Here is a 16,731-nt window from a genome sequence, read left to right as displayed (position 1 = left end):
ATCGTGCCCCTCTGCCCCAACCCCTGCGCGACCCTCGCCGTCCGGCAGTGTCCGTCCCTCGCCCGGGGGTACCGGGCGGTACGGGTCCGCTACCCGCAGGTCTGGGGCTACCACGGCCTGCTGTACGGGCCCGACCCGGGCAACCCCGGCGGGGCGCCGGTGGTGACAACGGCCGGTGCGCGGCTGCCGTACGAAGACCCCCGCCTGCCGTGGCTCCTCGCCGACCTCACCGTCACCCGGCTCCTCGGCTGCACTCCCGCGTACGACTTGGGGGATGCGTTGTGACCGTGCTCCCTACCCCGTCCGCGTTCCGGCCGGTCAGCAGTGCACGATTCCAGCACGCCGCCCTCGGTGACGCGGCCGAGGCTCTGGACGCGTACGAGGCGGACGAGGAACTCGTACGCACCCTCCACGCCCTGGGCTACCCGGCCCGTGAGGTCGCCCGCGCCACCCGCGCCTTCCGCCTACGAGCCCTCACCCACACCGCACGAGACCTCGGCATCGCCCAGGTCCTGGAGATCGGCCCCGGACTCCCGCCGCGTTCCACCCCCGCCAGCCACCAACTGGTGCAACGCCACCACCACCGCCGCGCCAGAACCCTCTACATCGACCACGACCCCCTCGCCGTCACCCACCTCAACACCGCCCACGAGGTCGAGGGGGCCAGCGGCATGGTCCGCGCGGTCCTCAGCGATCTGCACAACACCCAGCACCTGCTCGAAGAAGCAGCCACCCACCTCGACCTCGACCAGCCCGTCACCTTGGTGGCGACCGGTGTCCTGGACCAGGTCACAGACGATATGCAGCCGCACGCGGCGGTACGGCGCCTCCTCGGCGCCCTGGCTCCGGGAAGCGCCCTCGTCCTGTCCCATCTCACCCCCGAGCACGATCCCGACCTGATCCACCGCGCCACCCGGACATTCCAAGTCGCCGGACTCCCCACCCGCCCCCGGACCTTCGAGGAGATCGCCGCGTTCTTCAACGGCCTCACCGCAGTAGGCCCCGGCTTGCTCCCGGTCAGCCAATGGCAACCCACCCACACCGACAACCACACCCCAACCAACGACCACACCTACGCAGCCATCGGCCTCCTCACCTGAAAACCCCACCCACACCACTGGCACCGGCGAACGGCCTGACCCACCACCCCACCAAAGCCACTTCCCGCGCGCCCTGCGCCCCGTATCGTCAACACCCGAACCAACCACACGGGGCGGGAAGACATGGTGCACAACAAGACTCAGCAGTCGACCAGTTCACCCCATACGCCACAATCGCCGGTATCGGCACTAGTGATGGAAAACGGCACCTACCGCTGAGAAACCCGCAGGTGGGGAACTGTGCTCCCCGCGCGTGCGGGGATGGTCCCTTCCAGGGTGCCGCGCGCGGCGCCGGGGAGCCGTGCTCCCCGCGCGTGCGGGGATGGTCCCAGCTCACGACGGTGGCGGGCTTCCAGCTCACCGTGCTCCCCGCGCGTGCGGGGATGGTCCCCCGTCCGGACCAGTGCCACCCCACACATACGGCGTGCTCCCCGCGCGTGCGGGGATGGTCCCGTCCTCGACGTACATGACGCCGGGGTGGTTGGGTGCTCCCCGCGCGTGCGGGGATGGTCCCACGGTCAGCCACCCGCTGCGCGCCTCGCTCGCGTGCTCCCCGCGCGTGCGGGGATGGTCCCGCCTCCGGCATGGACGCGGTCGCGGTGCTTCTGTGCTCCCCGCGCGTGCGGGGATGGTCCCCAGTCGACCTGGTGGACCGGGCGTTCGTCGCTGTGCTCCCCGCGCGTGCGGGGATGGTCCCGCCACGCCGTCGCCACCGGACAGCAGCCGCCCGGTGCTCCCCGCGCGTGCGGGGATGGTCCCGGGCAGGCGACGAGGAGCGCGGCGCGCTCGGGGTGCTCCCCGCGCGTGCGGGGATGGTCCCGCTAGCCCTGTCGCGGGTCGGCGGGGAGTACGGTGCTCCCCGCGCGTGCGGGGATGGTCCCGGAGCCCCCGCAGTGAACCCCGAGCAGCTGCCGTGCTCCCCGCGCGTGCGGGGATGGTCCCCGGCGCCGGGCTTCCTCGCCGACGGCCTTGCCGTGCTCCCCGCGCGTGCGGGGATGGCCCCTGGGCAAATGCGCGTTCGCCCGGAGCTTTTCGGTGCTCCCCGCGCGTGCGGGGATGGTCCCTCCGCTACGCGGGCCATCGGGTCGTACGTCATGTGCTCCCCGCCCATGCGGGGATACCCCACCCCCGCGTCACCCCTCCACAAGCCCCGCCGCCCCCAGCAGATACGCCGTCATCGGTTCGTAGAACCTGGGGTCCAGGACGTGGTCGTCCAGGGGGACCGTGACCTGGACCGTGCCCTCCGACTCGCCCAGGAAGAGCGCCGGGTCGTTGGAGTCCGCGTAGCCGACCGTGTCGAAGCCGCGTTGGGCCGCGCAGCCCGCCCAGCCGTGGTCGGCGACGACCAGTTCGGGGAGCGGGCTGCCGTCGCGGGTGAGGGCGTCGAGGATCGCGGCCATCGGGGCCGGGGAGTGGGTGTGCCAGAGCGTGGCGCCGTGTTCGAGGACCGCCACGCCGCCGACCTGGTAGACCATGCCCTCGTCGGTCATCAGTCCGCCGGGGATGGAGACGATCTCGCAGCCCGCCGCGCGCAGCGCGTCCGCCGTCGTGCGGTGGACGTCGAGGAGGCCGCCGGGGTGGCCGGTGGCGAAGAGGACCCGCTGTCTGCCGGATGCCGCCTTGCGGAGGCGGGCCGCCATCCGGTCGAGGCCGTCGACGGTCAGGTCGGGGTCGATGGTGTCCTGGCCGACCCGGTGCTCGGGGTCGTCGTTGACGCCGCAGCGTTCGGCCATGACGGCGAGGACGTCCTGTTCGTCGGTCCAGCGGTCGCCCAGTTCGAGGCCCAGCCAGTAGTGCCGGTCGCCGTTGGCGAGCCTGCGGTAGTGGGAGAGGTTGTTGTCGCGCGGGGTGGCGACGTCGCCCGCGATCCGGGTACGGACGAGGTGCTCGACGAGTTCGGCACGGCTGGGTATCGGCATGTCCCCATTGTGCCGTCACAGCCGGGGGCGGGCCCGCGAACCGGGGCCGTACGCCGGTGAACCGTACGCGCCCCACCGCATCGGCGACCGCTACGGCGTCAGCGACGCGAACGCGCCGTGCGCGAGCCGGCGCAGCAACGTTTCGGTGCGGGTCCGGGAGCCCGGCGGGAGGGAGCCGCGGGAGCCCAGGTGCGGGGTGGAGTTCAGCAGGCCGAACACGGCATGGACGGCGGCCCGCGCGTCGGCCTCGGGGACCTCGGGGTGGAGTTCGCGTACCGCCGTCACCCACAGCTCGGCGTACTGCCGCTGGAGCTGGCGGACCAGTTTGCGGTCGCTCTCGCGCAGCCGGTCCAGCTCGCGGTCGTGCAGGGTGATCAGCGGCCGGTCGTCGAGGGCGAAGTCGATATGGCCGTCGATGAGGGACGCCAGCAGCGCCTCGGGGTCGTCGGGGGTCTCCGCGACCCGGATCCGGCCGCCGGAGAGCAGCCGCTCGCTGATGCCGACGAGCAGTTCGGCGAGCATCGCCTCCTTGCCCGCGAAGTGGCGGTAGAGGCCGGGGCCGCTGATGCCGACGGCGGCCCCTATCTCGTCCACGCCGACGCCGTGGAATCCCCGCTCCGCGAAGAGCCGCGCGGCCTCTCTGAGGATCTGCTCGCGGCGGGTGGGCGCGTCCGTCCTGGTGCTCATGGAAAGTAATTCTAGACAATCCGGTTAGCGATCGTTAACCTGAAGGGGAAGTGTTAACGGTCATTAACTGGACCATCCACTGACGTCGTCCGGGCAAGGGGGCTCGATTCGATGCAGCAGGCACCCCTGTCGTCATCACGACAGGCACCCGTGCTGACCGGTACGGCCGATCCGGCGTCCGCCGCCTGGCAGGCCAATGAGGCCGCCCACCGGGAGCTGGCGGACACGCTGCGCGGCGCGCTGGCGGCGGCCCGGCTGGGCGGCGGCGAGAAGGCCAGGGCGCGGCATACGGCCCGGGGCAAGCTGCTGCCGCGCGACCGGGTCGACGCCCTGCTCGATCCCGGCTCGCCCTTCCTGGAGCTGGCCCCGCTGGCGGCGTACGGGATGTACGAGGGCGCGGCCCCGGCCGCCGGGGTCGTCGCGGGGATCGGCCGGATCGCCGGGCGCGAGGCGGTGATCGTCGCCAATGACGCCACCGTCAAGGGCGGGACGTACTACCCGATGACGGTGAAGAAGCATCTGCGGGCGCAGGAGGTGGCGCTGGAGAACCGGCTGCCGTGCGTCTGTCTGGTGGACTCGGGGGGCGCGTTCCTGCCGATGCAGGACGAGGTCTTCCCGGACCGGGAGCATTTCGGCCGGATCTTCTACAACCAGGCCCGGATGTCGGGTGCGGGCATCCCGCAGATCGCCGCCGTCCTCGGGTCCTGTACGGCGGGCGGGGCGTACGTCCCCGCGATGAGCGACGAGGCCGTCATCGTCCGTAACCAGGGCACGATCTTCCTCGGCGGCCCGCCGCTGGTGAAGGCGGCGACCGGTGAGGTGGTCACCGCCGAGGAGCTGGGCGGCGGCGAGACGCATTCGCGGATCTCCGGGGTCACCGACCATCTCGCCGAGGACGACGCGCACGCCCTGCGGATCGTCCGGACGATCATGGGGACGGTGCCGCCGCGCCCGCCGCTGCCCTGGTCCGTGGCGCCGGTGGAGGAGCCCGCCGTCGATCCGGCCGGGCTGTACGGGGCGGTGCCCGTGGATCCCCGTACGCCGTACGACGTCCGCGAGGTGATCGCCCGGATCACCGACGGCTCCCGGTTCGCCGAGTTCAAGGCCGAGTTCGGGCAGACCCTGGTGACCGGCTTCGCCCGGATCCACGGCCATCCGGTCGGCATCGTCGCCAACAACGGCATCCTGTTCGCCGAGTCCGCCCAGAAGGGGGCGCACTTCATCGAGGTGTGCGACCAGCGGGGCATCCCCCTCCTCTTCCTCCAGAACATCTCCGGCTTCATGGTCGGCAAGGACTACGAGCACGGCGGGATCGCCAAGCACGGCGCGAAGATGGTCACGGCCGTGGCGTGTACGCGGGTCCCCAAGCTGACCGTCGTCGTCGGCGGTTCCTACGGCGCCGGGAACTACTCCATGTGCGGCCGGGCCTACTCCCCCCGCTTCCTCTGGATGTGGCCCAACGCCAAGATCTCCGTGATGGGCGGCGAGCAGGCCGCGTCCGTCCTGGCCACCGTCCGGCGGGACCAGCTGGAGGCGCGCGGCGAGGAGTGGCCGGCCGCCGACGAGGAGGCGTTCAAGGCCCCGATCCGCGAGCGGTACGAGGAGCAGGGCAGCGCCTACTACGCCACGGCCCGGCTCTGGGACGACGGGATCATCGACCCGCTGGAGACCCGTCAGGTGCTGGGGCTCGCCCTCACCGCCTGCGCCAACGCGCCGCTGCCCGCCAAGAACGCCCAGGACCCGTCGGCGCCCGGCTTCGGCGTCTTCCGGATGTGAGGACCAGGTGACCGATGTGACCATGTTCGACACCGTCCTGGTCGCCAACCGGGGCGAGATCGCCGTCCGGGTGATCCGTACCCTGCGGGCGCTGGGCATCCGTTCGGTCGCCGTCTTCAGCGACGCCGACGCCGGTGCCCGGCACGTACGGGAGGCGGACACGGCGGTCCGGATCGGCCCGGCGCCCGCCGCCGAGAGCTATCTCTCCGTCCCCCGGCTGCTGGAGGCCGCCGCCAGGACCGGCGCGCAAGCGGTCCACCCCGGTTACGGCTTCCTCGCCGAGAACGCGGCCTTCGCCCGTGCCTGCGCGGACGCCGGGCTGGTCTTCGTCGGCCCGCCCGCCGACGCGATCGCCCTGATGGGCGACAAGATCCGAGCCAAGGAGACGGTCCGTACGGCCGGGGTGCCGGTGGTCCCCGGCTCCTCCGGGTCCGGGCTCACGGACGACGAACTCGCCGCCGCGGCCCGGGAGATCGGGATGCCGGTCCTGCTGAAGCCGTCGGCGGGCGGCGGCGGCAAGGGCATGCGGCTGACCCGGCTGGAGTCGGCCCTCGCGGAGGAGATCGCGGCGGCCCGGCGGGAGGCCAGGGCCTCCTTCGGGGACGACACCCTGCTGGTGGAGCGGTGGATCGACCGGCCGCGCCATATCGAGATCCAGATCCTGGCCGACGGCCACGGCCGCGTCCTCCACCTCGGCGAGCGGGAGTGCTCCCTCCAGCGCCGCCACCAGAAGGTGATCGAGGAGGCGCCGTCCGTCCTGCTCGACGAGGAGACCCGGGCCGCGATGGGCGAGGCGGCCGTGCGCGCCGCCCGCTCCTGCGGATACACGGGCGCCGGGACGGTCGAGTTCATCGTCCCGGGCAACGACCCCTCGCAGTACTACTTCATGGAGATGAACACCCGGCTCCAGGTCGAACACCCGGTCACCGAACTGGTCACCGGCCTGGACCTGGTGGAGTGGCAGCTGCGGATCGCGGCGGGCGAACCCCTGCCGTACGAGCAGGACGACATCCGGCTCACCGGCCACGCGATCGAGGCCCGGATCTGCGCCGAGGACCCGGGGCGCGGCTTCCTCCCTTCCGGCGGTACGGTCCTCGCCCTGCGCGAGCCGGACGGGACCGGCCACCCGGGGGTGCGGACCGACTCCGGGCTCAGCCCCGGGACCGAGGTGTCGAGCCTGTACGACCCGATGCTCTCCAAGGTCGTCGCCTACGGGCCCGACCGCGCCACCGCCCTGCGCAGGCTGCGGGCCGCCCTCGCCGAGACCGTCACCCTCGGCGTCCCCACCAACGCCGGATTCCTGCGGCGGCTGCTGGCGCACCCCGCCGTCGTCGCGGGCGAACTGGACACCGGGCTGGTGGAGCGGGAGGCCGATGGCCTGGTCCCGGACTCCGTACCGGCCGAGGTGTACGCGGCGGCGGCGGCCGTCCGGGCGGCGGCCCTCGTCCCCGGACCGGATCCGTCCGGCTGGACCGACCCCTTCGGGCAGCCCGGCGGCTGGCGGCTCGGCGGGCCGCCCGCGCCGCTCGCCTTCCCCCTGCGAGTGACGGGACGTGAACCCGTACTTCAGGAGGCGCCCGCGTCGGCCGAGGTCACGGCGGACCGGGTCGCCGTCACCGTCGACGGCGTACGGCACGCCTTCCACCGGGCGGGCGACTGGCTCGGCCGCGACGGCGACTCCTGGCAGGTCCGGGACCACGACCCGGTCGCCGAGTCCCTGTCGTCCGCCGCGCACGGCAGCGCCGACACCCTCGCCGCGCCCATGCCGGGCACGGTGACCGTGGTGAAGGTCGCCGTCGGCGACGAGGTGGCAGCGGGCCAGAGCCTGCTGGTGGTGGAGGCGATGAAGATGGAGCACACGATCTCCGCGCCGCACGCCGGGACGGTCACCGAACTGGATGTGGCGCCCGGGACCACGGTCGCGATGGACCAGCTCCTGGCGGTGGTCACGCCGTACGACACCGAGCCCGAGCCCGGAAGCGGGAACGGCGCGGCGGGAGGCGGGCGATGAGCGCCGCCGACGGACCGTCCCGGCCGGGCACCCGCGACGGGGCGGAGGCCCGGGTGGGGCGTGGGGAACCGCACGAACGGCCCGAGGTTCTCGGCGGCACGGGCGGCCGGGCGACGGCGGCCGAAAGCTCCACGGCGGTCGGCGCCCTGCCGATGGAGTTCCCGGCGGACGGCCTGCCCGCCCGGGTCAGGATCCACGAGGTCGGGCCCCGCGACGGGCTCCAGAACGAGAAGACCGTGGTCCCGACCGAGGTGAAGGCCGAGTTCGTGCGGCGGCTCGCCGCGGCCGGGCTGACCACCGTCGAGGCCACCAGCTTCGTCCGCCCCGAGTGGGTGCCGCAGCTCGCCGACGCCGAGGACCTGTACCCCCGGCTCACCGGCCCCGGCGGACTCACCGGGGTCGACCTGCCCGTCCTCGTCCCCAACGAGCGGGGCCTGGACCGGGCGCTGGCGCTCGGCGCCCGTACCGTCGCCGTCTTCGGCTCGGCGACCGAGACCTTCGCCCGGCGGAACCTCAACCGGACCGTCGACGAGTCGCTCGCCATGTTCGAACCGGTGGTGGCCCGGGCGAAGGCCGACGGCATCCGGGTCCGGGGCTATCTGTCGATGTGCTTCGGCGACCCCTGGGAGGGCCCGGTCCCGCTCCGCCGGGTCGTCCGGGTCGCGACCGCCCTGCGCGATCTCGGCTGCGACGAACTCTCCCTCGGCGACACCATCGGCGTGGCCACCCCGGGCCATGTCCGGGAGCTGCTCGCCGGGCTCGCGGAGGCGGGCGTGCCCGTCTCCGCGATCGCCGTCCACTTCCACGACACGTACGGCCAGGCACTGGCCAACACCCTGGCCGCCCTGGAGCGGGGGGTGACCACCGTCGACGCCTCCGCGGGCGGCCTCGGCGGCTGCCCCTACGCGAAGAGCGCCACCGGAAACCTCGCCACCGAAGACCTCGTGTGGATGCTCCGCGGCCTCGGCATCGAGACCGGGGTCGATCTCGGCCTGCTCACCGCCACCAGCGTGTGGATGGCCGAACGGCTGGGCCGCCCCAGCCCCTCCCGTACCGTCCGCGCCCTCTCCCACCAGGAGTGATCATGCCTCTCGACCACCGGCTCACCCCCGAGCACGAGGAACTCCGCCGCACGGTCGAGGAGTTCGCCCACGAGGTGATCGCTCCCAAGATCGGCGACCTCTACGAGCGCCACGAGTTCCCCTACGAGATCGTCCGCGAGATGGGCCGGATGGGGCTCTTCGGACTGCCGTTCCCCGAGGAGTACGGCGGGATGGGCGGCGACTACCTCGCCCTCGGCATCGCCCTGGAGGAGCTGGCCCGGGTCGACTCATCGGTGGCGATCACCCTGGAGGCGGCGGTCTCCCTCGGCGCGATGCCGGTCTACCGCTTCGGCACGGAGGAGCAGCGCCGCGAATGGCTGCCGCAGCTCTGCGCGGGCGAGCGGCTGGGCGCCTTCGGGCTGACCGAACCCGAAGGCGGCTCCGACGCGGGCGGCACCCGCACCACGGCGGTCCGGGACGGCGACTCCTGGGTGATCAACGGCTCCAAGTGCTTCATCACCAACGCCGGTACGGACATCACCGGACTGGTCACCGTCACGGCGGTCACCGGCCGGACCGACGACGGCAAGCCGCTGATCTCCTCGATCATCGTGCCCGCCGGGACACCCGGCTTCACGGTCGCCCCCGCCTACTCCAAGGTCGGCTGGAACGCCTCCGACACCCGCGAGCTGGCGTTCGACGACGTCCGGGTGCCGCTGGCGAATCTGCTGGGCGACGAGGGCCGGGGGTACGCCCAGTTCCTCCGGATCCTGGACGAGGGCCGGATCGCGATCTCGGCCCTGGCGACCGGGCTGGCCCAGGGCTGTGTCGACGAGTCGGTGAAGTACGCCAAGGAGCGGCATGCCTTCGGGCGGCCCATCGGCGCCAACCAGGCCATCCAGTTCAAGATCGCGGACATGGAGATGCGGGCGCATATGGCCCGGGTCGGCTGGCGGGACGCGGCGTCCCGGCTGGTGGCGGGCGAGCCGTTCAAGAAGGAGGCCGCCCTGGCGAAGCTCTACTCGTCGACGGTCGCCGTCGACAACGCCCGGGAGGCCACCCAGATCCACGGCGGCTACGGCTTTATGAACGAGTATCCGGTGGCCCGGATGTGGCGGGACTCCAAGATCCTGGAGATCGGCGAGGGGACGAGTGAAGTGCAGCGGATGCTGATCGCCCGGGAACTCGGGCTCACCGGCTGACCCGCCCGCGCCGACGGGTCCCTTCAAAGGCTCGGAGAGCCGCACCGCACGGTGTCGAGGCCCGGAGCCGGGCCGGGGGACGTACGCCCCTGGTCCGGCTCCGGGCCTTTCCATGACCGTCCGGGGCGGGTGGGGCCGTCCGGGACCGCCGGGCTCCGCCGGGCCCGCCCGTGACCGTCCGGGCTCTCCGGCTCCGGCCGGGCCCGGCCCGGACTCCCGTAACGAGGGAAGGTTAGGCTAACCTGACCATCACTTGTCCGGGCAGCACGAAGAAGCAGTACGAAGAAGAGGTCGTTCCGCGCATGGCTACCGCCCCCGACGCCGTTCCCTTCCGGTTCTTCGACCTCCGGGTCGAGCGGGCCGAGCGGCTCTCGCCGTCGATGGTGCGGGTGACCTTCCGCGGCTTCCCCGACGACGAGGCGCTGGCCGGATTCGCCTCCGGCGGCCGTGACCAGTCGCTTTCGCTCTTCCTTCCGCATCCGGGCCAGGACGCCCCCGTGGTCCCGGTCGACGCCGGTGACGGCAGCGCGATCTTCGCCGCCTGGCGGGCGCTGCCCGAGGACGTCCGGGCCGTGATGCGCTCGTTCACCGTCCGGGAGCAGCGGCGGACACCGGCCGGGACGACGGAGTTCGACATCGACTTCGCCGTCCACGAGGACGGCGGGCCCGCCTGCCGGTTCGCCCTGGCCGCCGAGCCCGGCCGGCGGGCCATGGTGCTGGGCCCGGCCGTCGCGGAGAACACCTCGGTGCGCTGCCAACCGCCCGCCGATACCGACTGGACCCTGATCTGGGGCGACGAGACCGCCCTGCCCGCCGTGGCGGCGATCCTGGAGTGGCTGCCCGCCGGGGCGCGGACCCGGGTCTGGCTGGAGGTGCCGCACGCCGGTGACCGGATCGAGCTGAAGACCGCCGCCGACGCCGAGATCGTCTGGCTGGTCCGCGAGGAGGGCGCGCCGTCCGCCGCCGAGGCCGTGGCCGCCGCCGAGCTGCCGGAGGGGACTCCGTACGCCTGGATCGCCGGGGAGTCCGGCTCCGTCAAGGCGCTCCGGCGCCATCTGGTGAACGAGCGGGGCTTCGACCGCTGCCGGGTCACTTTCGTCGGCTACTGGCGGCGCGGGGTGAGCGAGGACGGATTGCGCGACGATCCGGCACTGGCGGAGATCGGCGAAGCCTGATCCGCCGTCACCCGGCCGACCGGAGCACCACCACACCCCCTATCACCATCTAACGGTAGATATCCGGCCAAATTCTGACCGACCATCGCCGTCCGGGATCCACCCGGTGGTCGATGGGGCATGCATACTTCCGGCCGTCACGGGTTCCGCTTCACGGCGGGACCACCGGACGGCCGCATCTCCCGCCCCATCCCTCGCACCCACTCCCCCGCGCCGCGACCGCGACCGCGCGCACCCGGCCCCCACCCGGTCCGCACCGGACCGGCGCCCCGCCGTGTCCGGGTGAACCGCCCCCGGACACCGGCCGGGTCGGTGCCGTGTGAAGAACGCCATAGGCGGAGGGGCGACCGATTCCCGGGGCCCGATTCACAGAAAAGGTTAGGTTAGGCTAACCTTCCCCAGGTCGCCCTCGCACCCCCACCTGTCCGGAGAGCGACAAGTCCCCGTATCCGGGAGGACATTGCATGCGCTCGCACCTGCTCAATGACGTAACGGCGGAGAGCTACCGGCGCTCCGTGACCGAAGGAGTCGAGCGGGTGGCGAACCGACTCGCCACAACCCGGCGGCCGTTCACCGGTATCACCCCCGACGCCCTCGCGCCGGAGATCGCCGAGATCGACCTCGACCAGCCGCTGGGCGACTCCTCCGCCGCCCTCGACGAGTTGGAGCGGGTCTACCTCCGGGACGCCGTCTACTTCCACCACCCCCGCTACCTGGCCCACCTCAACTGCCCGGTGGTCATCCCGGCCGTGGTCGGCGAGGCGGTGCTCTCGGCCGTCAACTCGTCCGTCGACACCTGGGACCAGAGCGCGGGCGGCACCCTGATCGAGCGCAAGCTGATCGACTGGACCACGGGCCGGATCGGCTACGGCACCGCCGCCGACGGGATCTTCACCAGCGGCGGCACCCAGTCCAACCTCCAGGCGCTGCTGCTGGCCCGGGAGGAGGCCAAGTGCGCCGACCCGGCCAAGCTCCGGATCTTCACCTCGGAGGCCAGCCACTTCAGCGTCCAGAAGTCGGCCAAGCTGCTCGGGCTCTCCCGGGACGCCGTGATCGCCCTGCCCACCGGCCGGGACCGCCGGATGCGGACTCTCGCCCTCGCGGCCGAGCTGGACCGCTGCGTCGCCGACGGGCTGGTCCCGATGGCGGTCGTGGCCACCGCCGGGACCACCGACTTCGGTTCCATCGACCCGCTGCCGGAGATCGCCGAACTCGCCGAGCGGTACGGCGCCTGGATGCATGTCGACGCGGCGTACGGCTGCGGACTGCTGGCCTCCCCGACCCGCCGCCATCTCCTCGACGGCATCGAGCACGCCGACTCCGTGACCGTCGACTACCACAAGTCGTTCTTCCAGCCGGTGAGTTCATCCGCCGTCCTGGTCCGGGACGGGGCGACCCTGCGGCACGCCACGTACCACGCGGACTACCTCAATCCGCGCCGCACCGTGGAGGAGCGGATCCCCAACCAGGTCGACAAGTCGCTCCAGACCACCCGCAGGTTCGACGCGCTCAAGCTCTGGATGACCCTGCGGGTGATGGGCGCCGACGGGATCGGCTCCCTCTTCGACGAGGTCTGCGACCTGGCGGCGGCGGGCTATGAACTGCTCGCCGCCGACCCCCGCTACGACGTGGTCGTCGAGCCCCGGCTCTCCACCCTCGTCTTCCGCTGGCTCCCGGCGGGCGTCACCAGCCCCGCCATGATCGACCGGGCCAATCTCTACGCCCGCAAGGCCCTCTTCGCCTCCGGTGAGGCCGTGGTCGCCGGAACCAAGGTCGACGGCCGCCAGTACCTGAAGTTCACCCTGCTCAACCCCGAGACGACGGCCGACGACATCGCCGCCGTCCTCGATCTCATCGCCGGCCATGCCGAGCAGTACCTGGGAGAGAATCTTGTCCACGCCTCCTGAGCCCCCGCGCGGGCCGGCCGGGACCCCCGCCTCCGGCGAACCGTACGACTTCATCGGGATCGGGCTCGGCCCGTTCAATCTGGGCCTGGCCGCGCTCACCGAGCCCATCGAGGAGCTGACCGGACTCTTCCTCGACTCCAAGCCCGACTTCGAGTGGCACTCGGGGATGTTCCTGGAGGGCTCCCACCTCCAGACCCCGTTCATGTCGGATCTGGTCACCCTCGCCGACCCGACCTCGCCGTACTCCTTCCTGAACTATCTGAAGCAGGTGGGACGGCTCTACCCGTTCTACATCCGGGAGAACTTCTATCCGCTGCGGACGGAGTACAACGACTACTGCCGCTGGGTCGCGGCCCGGCTGACCAATGTCCGGTTCAATACCACCGTCACCCTGATCGAGCACGACGGCGAGAACTACCTGGTCCGCACCGCCGGGGGCGAGGTCCTGCGGGCCCGCCGGATCGTGCTGGGCACCGGCACCCCGCCGTACGTCCCCGACTGCTGCCGGGACCTCGGCGGCGACCTCCTGCACAACTCGGCCTATCTGCCGAACAAGGCGGCGCTCCAGGCCAAGGAGTCGATCACCCTGGTCGGCAGCGGCCAGAGCGCGGCGGAGATCTACTACGACCTGCTCTCCGAGATCGACGTCCACGGCTACCGGCTGAACTGGGTCACCCGCTCCCCGCGGTTCTTCCCGCTGGAGTACACCAAGCTGACGCTGGAGATGACCTCCCCGGAGTACATCGACTACTTCCACGCCCTGCCGGAGGACACCCGCTACCGGCTGGAGTCGGGGCAGAAGGGCCTCTTCAAGGGGATCGACGGGGATCTGATCGACGCCATCTTCGATCTGCTCTACCAGAAGAACCTCAAGGGCCCCGTCCCCACCAGGCTGCTCACCAACTCGTCCCTCGACGGCGCCGCGTACGACGAGACGTCCGGTACGTACACCCTCTCCCTCCGCCAGGAGGAGCAGAACAAGGAGTACGAACTGCGGACCGAGGGCCTGATCCTGGCGACCGGCTACAAGTACACAGTCCCCGACTTCCTCACCCCCCTGCACGACCGCATCCGCTGGGACGGCCGGGGCCGCTTCGACGTGGCCCGCAACTACTCCGTCGACACCGTCGGACGGGAGATCTTCCTCCAGAACGCGGGCGTGCACACGCACTCCATCACCTCACCCGACCTGGGGATGGGCGCGTACCGCAATGCCTACATCATCGGCGAGCTGCTCGGGCGCGAGTACTACGCCGTGGAAAAGTCCATCGCGTTCCAGGAGTTCTCCGTATGACCGCCCCCGACCCGCTGGGCTTCACCGTCCGACCGCTCGACCCGCTCACCGACATCCCGCTGGTGCACCGCTGGGTGACCCACCCCAAGTCCGCGTTCTGGCAGATGCCGGACTTCGGGCCCGAGGACGTGGCCCGGGCGTACACCGCGATCACGGAACATCCGGACCACCACGCCTTCATCGGCCACGACCCGTCCGGTGAACCGGTGTTCCTGATGGAGAGCTACGACCCCGCGCGGGTCGAACTGGTCGGCCTGTACGACGCCCGGCCCGGCGACGTCGGGATGCACTTCCTGGTCGCACCCACCGACACCCCGGTCCACGGCTTCACCCGGGCCGTGATCACCGCCGTGCTGCGGACCCTGTTCGCCGACCCCGCCACCGAGCGGATCGTCGTCGAACCCGATGTCCGCAACACCGCCGTCCAGGCCCTCAACACCTATGCGGGCTTCTCGATAGCGGAGCGGATCCGCACCCCCGAGAAGGAGGCGTTCCTCAGCTTCTGCACCCGCGAGGCGTTCGAGCACAGCGCCGCCATGGCCGACCGTCCGGCGGTGGGACGATGACCGTCGCCGACGCCGTCGCCCATCTGACGCCCGAGCTGTGGGACCGCGCCAACCGGCTGCTGGTCCGCAAGGCGCTGGCCGAGTTCGCCCATGAACGGCTGCTGGTCCCCGAACCGCTGCCGGACGGCGGCTACCGGGTGCTCAGCGACGACGGGGCCACCGAGTACCGGTTCACCGCCGAGGTCAGGGCGCTCGACCACTGGGACATCCCGGCCGATTCGATCGTCCGCCGCCACCGGGGGGTGGAGCTGCCCCCGGACGCCGTCGACCTCTGTACCGAACTGCGGTCGGCCCTGGGGCTGAGCGACACCGTGCTGCCGGTGTATCTGGAGGAGATCGCCTCCACCCTGGCGGGCACGGCGTACAAGCTGACCCGTCCCGCCGTCAGCTCCGCCGAGCTGGCGAAAGCCGGATTCCAGGCCATCGAGACCGGGATGACCGAGGGCCACCCCTGCTTCGTCGCCAACAACGGGCGGCTCGGCTTCGGGGTGCACGAGTTCCTGTCGTACGCGCCCGAGGCCGCCAGCCCGATCCGGCTGATCTGGCTGGCCGCCCACCGCGACCACGCCACCTTCACCTCCGGCGCCGACCTCGACTACGACACCCTGGTCGGGGACGAGCTGGGCGAGGAGACCCTGGCCCGGTTCGCGGCCCGGCTCACCGGGCTCGGCCTGGACCCGGACGCGTACTATCTGCTGCCCGTCCACCCCTGGCAGTGGTGGAACAAGCTCTCCGTCACCTTCGCCGCCGAGGTCGCCCGGCAGCGGCTGGTCTGTCTGGGCCCCGGCGACGACGACTATCTCGCCCAGCAGTCGATCCGGACGTTCTTCAACACCAGCGCCCCGGAGAAGCACTACGTCAAGACATCGCTCTCGGTCCTCAACATGGGCTTCATGCGCGGTCTGTCGGCGGCGTACATGGAGGCCACCCCGGCGATCAACGACTGGCTCGCCGGACTGATCGAACGGGACCCGATCCTGCGGGCGGCCCGGTTCTCGATCATCCGCGAGCACGCCGCCATCGGCTACCGCCACCAGCAGTACGAGCGGGCCACCGACCGCCACTCGCCCTACCGGAAGATGCTGGCGGCGCTCTGGCGGGAGAGCCCGGTCCCCTCGCTCGCCCCCGGCGAGCGGCTGGCGACCATGGCGTCCCTGCTCCACGCCGACCAGGACGGCGCCTCGTTCGCCGGAGCCCTGATCGACGAGTCGGGGCTGCCGCCCGCCGAGTGGCTGCGCGGCTATCTGCGGGCCTATCTCACCCCGGTGCTGCACAGCTTCTACGCCTACGACCTGGCGTTCATGCCCCACGGCGAGAATGTGATCCTGGTCCTGGGCGAGGACGGCACGGTCCGGCGGGCGATCTTCAAGGACATCGCCGAGGAGATCGTGGTGATGGACCCCGACGCGGTGCTGCCGCCCGCCGTGGAGCGCGTCCGGGCCGAGGTGCCCGAGGAGATGAAGCTGCTCTCGGTCTTCACCGACGTCTTCGACTGCTTCTTCCGGTTCCTGTCGTCGGCGCTGGTCGCCGAGGGGCGGCTGGAGGAGCGGGCGTTCTGGACGGCGGTGGCCGACTGCGTACGGGAGTACCAGGCGGCCGTCCCCGAACTGGCCGACAAGTTCGCCGAGTACGACCTGTTCGCGCCGGACTTCGCGCTCTCCTGCCTCAACCGGCTCCAGCTCCGGAACAACCGGCAGATGGTCGACCTGGCGGACCCGTCGGCGGCACTCCAGCTGATCGGCACGCTCCGCAATCCGCTCGCCGGCCTCGCCGAACCCGCCGACCCTGCGGCGCCCGCCGAGGTCACCGCCGCCGCCGTCTGACGGCGGCCCCGTCGCGGGGCGGGCCCCCTCCGAACACGGTCCCTCGGAGGGGGTCCGCCTCCCCCGGCCCGCCCGGCCGTTACGGGCGGCCGGGCGGCGCCGGACGGCCCCCGGACCGTACACCCCCCCGCGCGTACCGACCCGGGGCCCCGCAGTCACAACCGAACAGCACACCACAGAACACCACTCACACAAGTAGTCATACGCTAAACCCGCATCTGCATAAAA

General features: G+C 71.8%; 12 protein-coding genes, 1 pseudogene and 1 CRISPR repeat array. Of the genes and pseudogenes, 11 read left to right on the top strand and 2 right to left on the bottom strand.

The features are described 5' to 3' along the window. Together AB0G74_RS33270 and AB0G74_RS33265 are read left to right on the top strand one after the other, a co-directional pair. Positions 1–285, top strand: a pseudogene (locus AB0G74_RS33270) (hypothetical protein); the annotation flags it as partial. Then, positions 282–1,100: an SAM-dependent methyltransferase gene (locus AB0G74_RS33265; RefSeq protein WP_361154142.1), complete on the top strand. Its 819-nt coding sequence runs from the start codon at positions 282–284 to the stop codon at positions 1,098–1,100. The pseudogene AB0G74_RS33270 and the gene AB0G74_RS33265, both read left to right, overlap by 4 nt. Positions 1,101–1,340: 240 nt before the next feature. Then, positions 1,341–2,225: direct repeats of the CRISPR family, unit length 29 nt; unit sequence GTGCTCCCCGCGCGTGCGGGGATGGTCCC. An 8-nt stretch (positions 2,226–2,233) separates the two neighbouring features. Here the strand turns inward: AB0G74_RS33265 and AB0G74_RS33260 are convergent. Together AB0G74_RS33260 and AB0G74_RS33255 are read right to left on the bottom strand one after the other, a co-directional pair. Beyond that, complete coding sequence (locus AB0G74_RS33260) at positions 2,234–3,019, bottom strand: phosphatase (protein ID WP_361154140.1); 786 nt, start codon at positions 3,017–3,019, stop codon at positions 2,234–2,236. A 90-nt stretch (positions 3,020–3,109) separates the two neighbouring features. Further along, positions 3,110–3,706: a TetR/AcrR family transcriptional regulator gene (locus AB0G74_RS33255; RefSeq protein WP_361154137.1), complete on the bottom strand. Its 597-nt coding sequence runs from the start codon at positions 3,704–3,706 to the stop codon at positions 3,110–3,112. A 111-nt stretch (positions 3,707–3,817) separates the two neighbouring features. Between AB0G74_RS33255 and AB0G74_RS33250 the strand changes: the two genes are divergently transcribed. The 9 genes from AB0G74_RS33250 (at position 3,818) to AB0G74_RS33210 (ending at position 16,503) form a co-directional block, all read left to right on the top strand. Next, positions 3,818–5,482 (top strand): carboxyl transferase domain-containing protein, encoded by a 1,665-nt coding sequence (locus AB0G74_RS33250; RefSeq protein ID WP_361154134.1) that lies wholly within the window; start codon positions 3,818–3,820, stop codon positions 5,480–5,482. A gap of 22 nt (positions 5,483–5,504) precedes the next feature. After that, the gene (locus AB0G74_RS33245; RefSeq protein WP_361154148.1) at positions 5,505–7,493 is read left to right on the top strand and encodes a biotin carboxylase N-terminal domain-containing protein; all 1,989 of its coding nucleotides are present in this window, start codon (positions 5,505–5,507) and stop codon (positions 7,491–7,493) included. Between the two features lie 152 nt (positions 7,494–7,645). Next, complete coding sequence (locus AB0G74_RS33240) at positions 7,646–8,575, top strand: hydroxymethylglutaryl-CoA lyase (protein WP_361154145.1); 930 nt, start codon at positions 7,646–7,648, stop codon at positions 8,573–8,575. Between the two features lie 2 nt (positions 8,576–8,577). Beyond that, complete coding sequence (locus AB0G74_RS33235) at positions 8,578–9,738, top strand: acyl-CoA dehydrogenase family protein (RefSeq protein WP_361154131.1); 1,161 nt, start codon at positions 8,578–8,580, stop codon at positions 9,736–9,738. Between the two features lie 302 nt (positions 9,739–10,040). After that, entirely contained in the window at positions 10,041–10,913 is an 873-nt protein-coding gene (locus AB0G74_RS33230) for a siderophore-interacting protein (RefSeq protein ID WP_361154128.1), read from the top strand. Positions 10,914–11,377: 464 nt separating this feature from the next. Then, positions 11,378–12,820, top strand: coding sequence for an aspartate aminotransferase family protein (locus AB0G74_RS33225; RefSeq protein ID WP_361154126.1), 1,443 nt, complete (start codon positions 11,378–11,380; stop codon positions 12,818–12,820). Next, positions 12,804–14,114, top strand: a complete 1,311-nt coding sequence (locus tag AB0G74_RS33220) for a lysine N(6)-hydroxylase/L-ornithine N(5)-oxygenase family protein (RefSeq protein WP_361154123.1) — start codon at positions 12,804–12,806, stop codon at positions 14,112–14,114. Before AB0G74_RS33225 ends, AB0G74_RS33220 begins: the two co-directional genes overlap by 17 nt. After that, positions 14,111–14,680, top strand: coding sequence for a GNAT family N-acetyltransferase (locus AB0G74_RS33215; protein WP_361154120.1), 570 nt, complete (start codon positions 14,111–14,113; stop codon positions 14,678–14,680). The genes AB0G74_RS33220 and AB0G74_RS33215 overlap by 4 nt, the downstream gene beginning before the upstream one ends. After that, complete coding sequence (locus AB0G74_RS33210) at positions 14,677–16,503, top strand: IucA/IucC family siderophore biosynthesis protein (RefSeq protein ID WP_361154118.1); 1,827 nt, start codon at positions 14,677–14,679, stop codon at positions 16,501–16,503. Before AB0G74_RS33215 ends, AB0G74_RS33210 begins: the two co-directional genes overlap by 4 nt. Positions 16,504–16,731 lie beyond the last annotated feature (228 nt).

It is taken from the genome of Streptomyces sp. NPDC020875, from assembly GCF_040641415.1.
Lineage (GTDB): Bacteria > Actinomycetota > Actinomycetes > Streptomycetales > Streptomycetaceae > Streptomyces.
The sequence above is the reverse complement of the archived record's forward strand: the minus strand, read 5'-3'. Positions and strand labels throughout refer to the sequence as shown.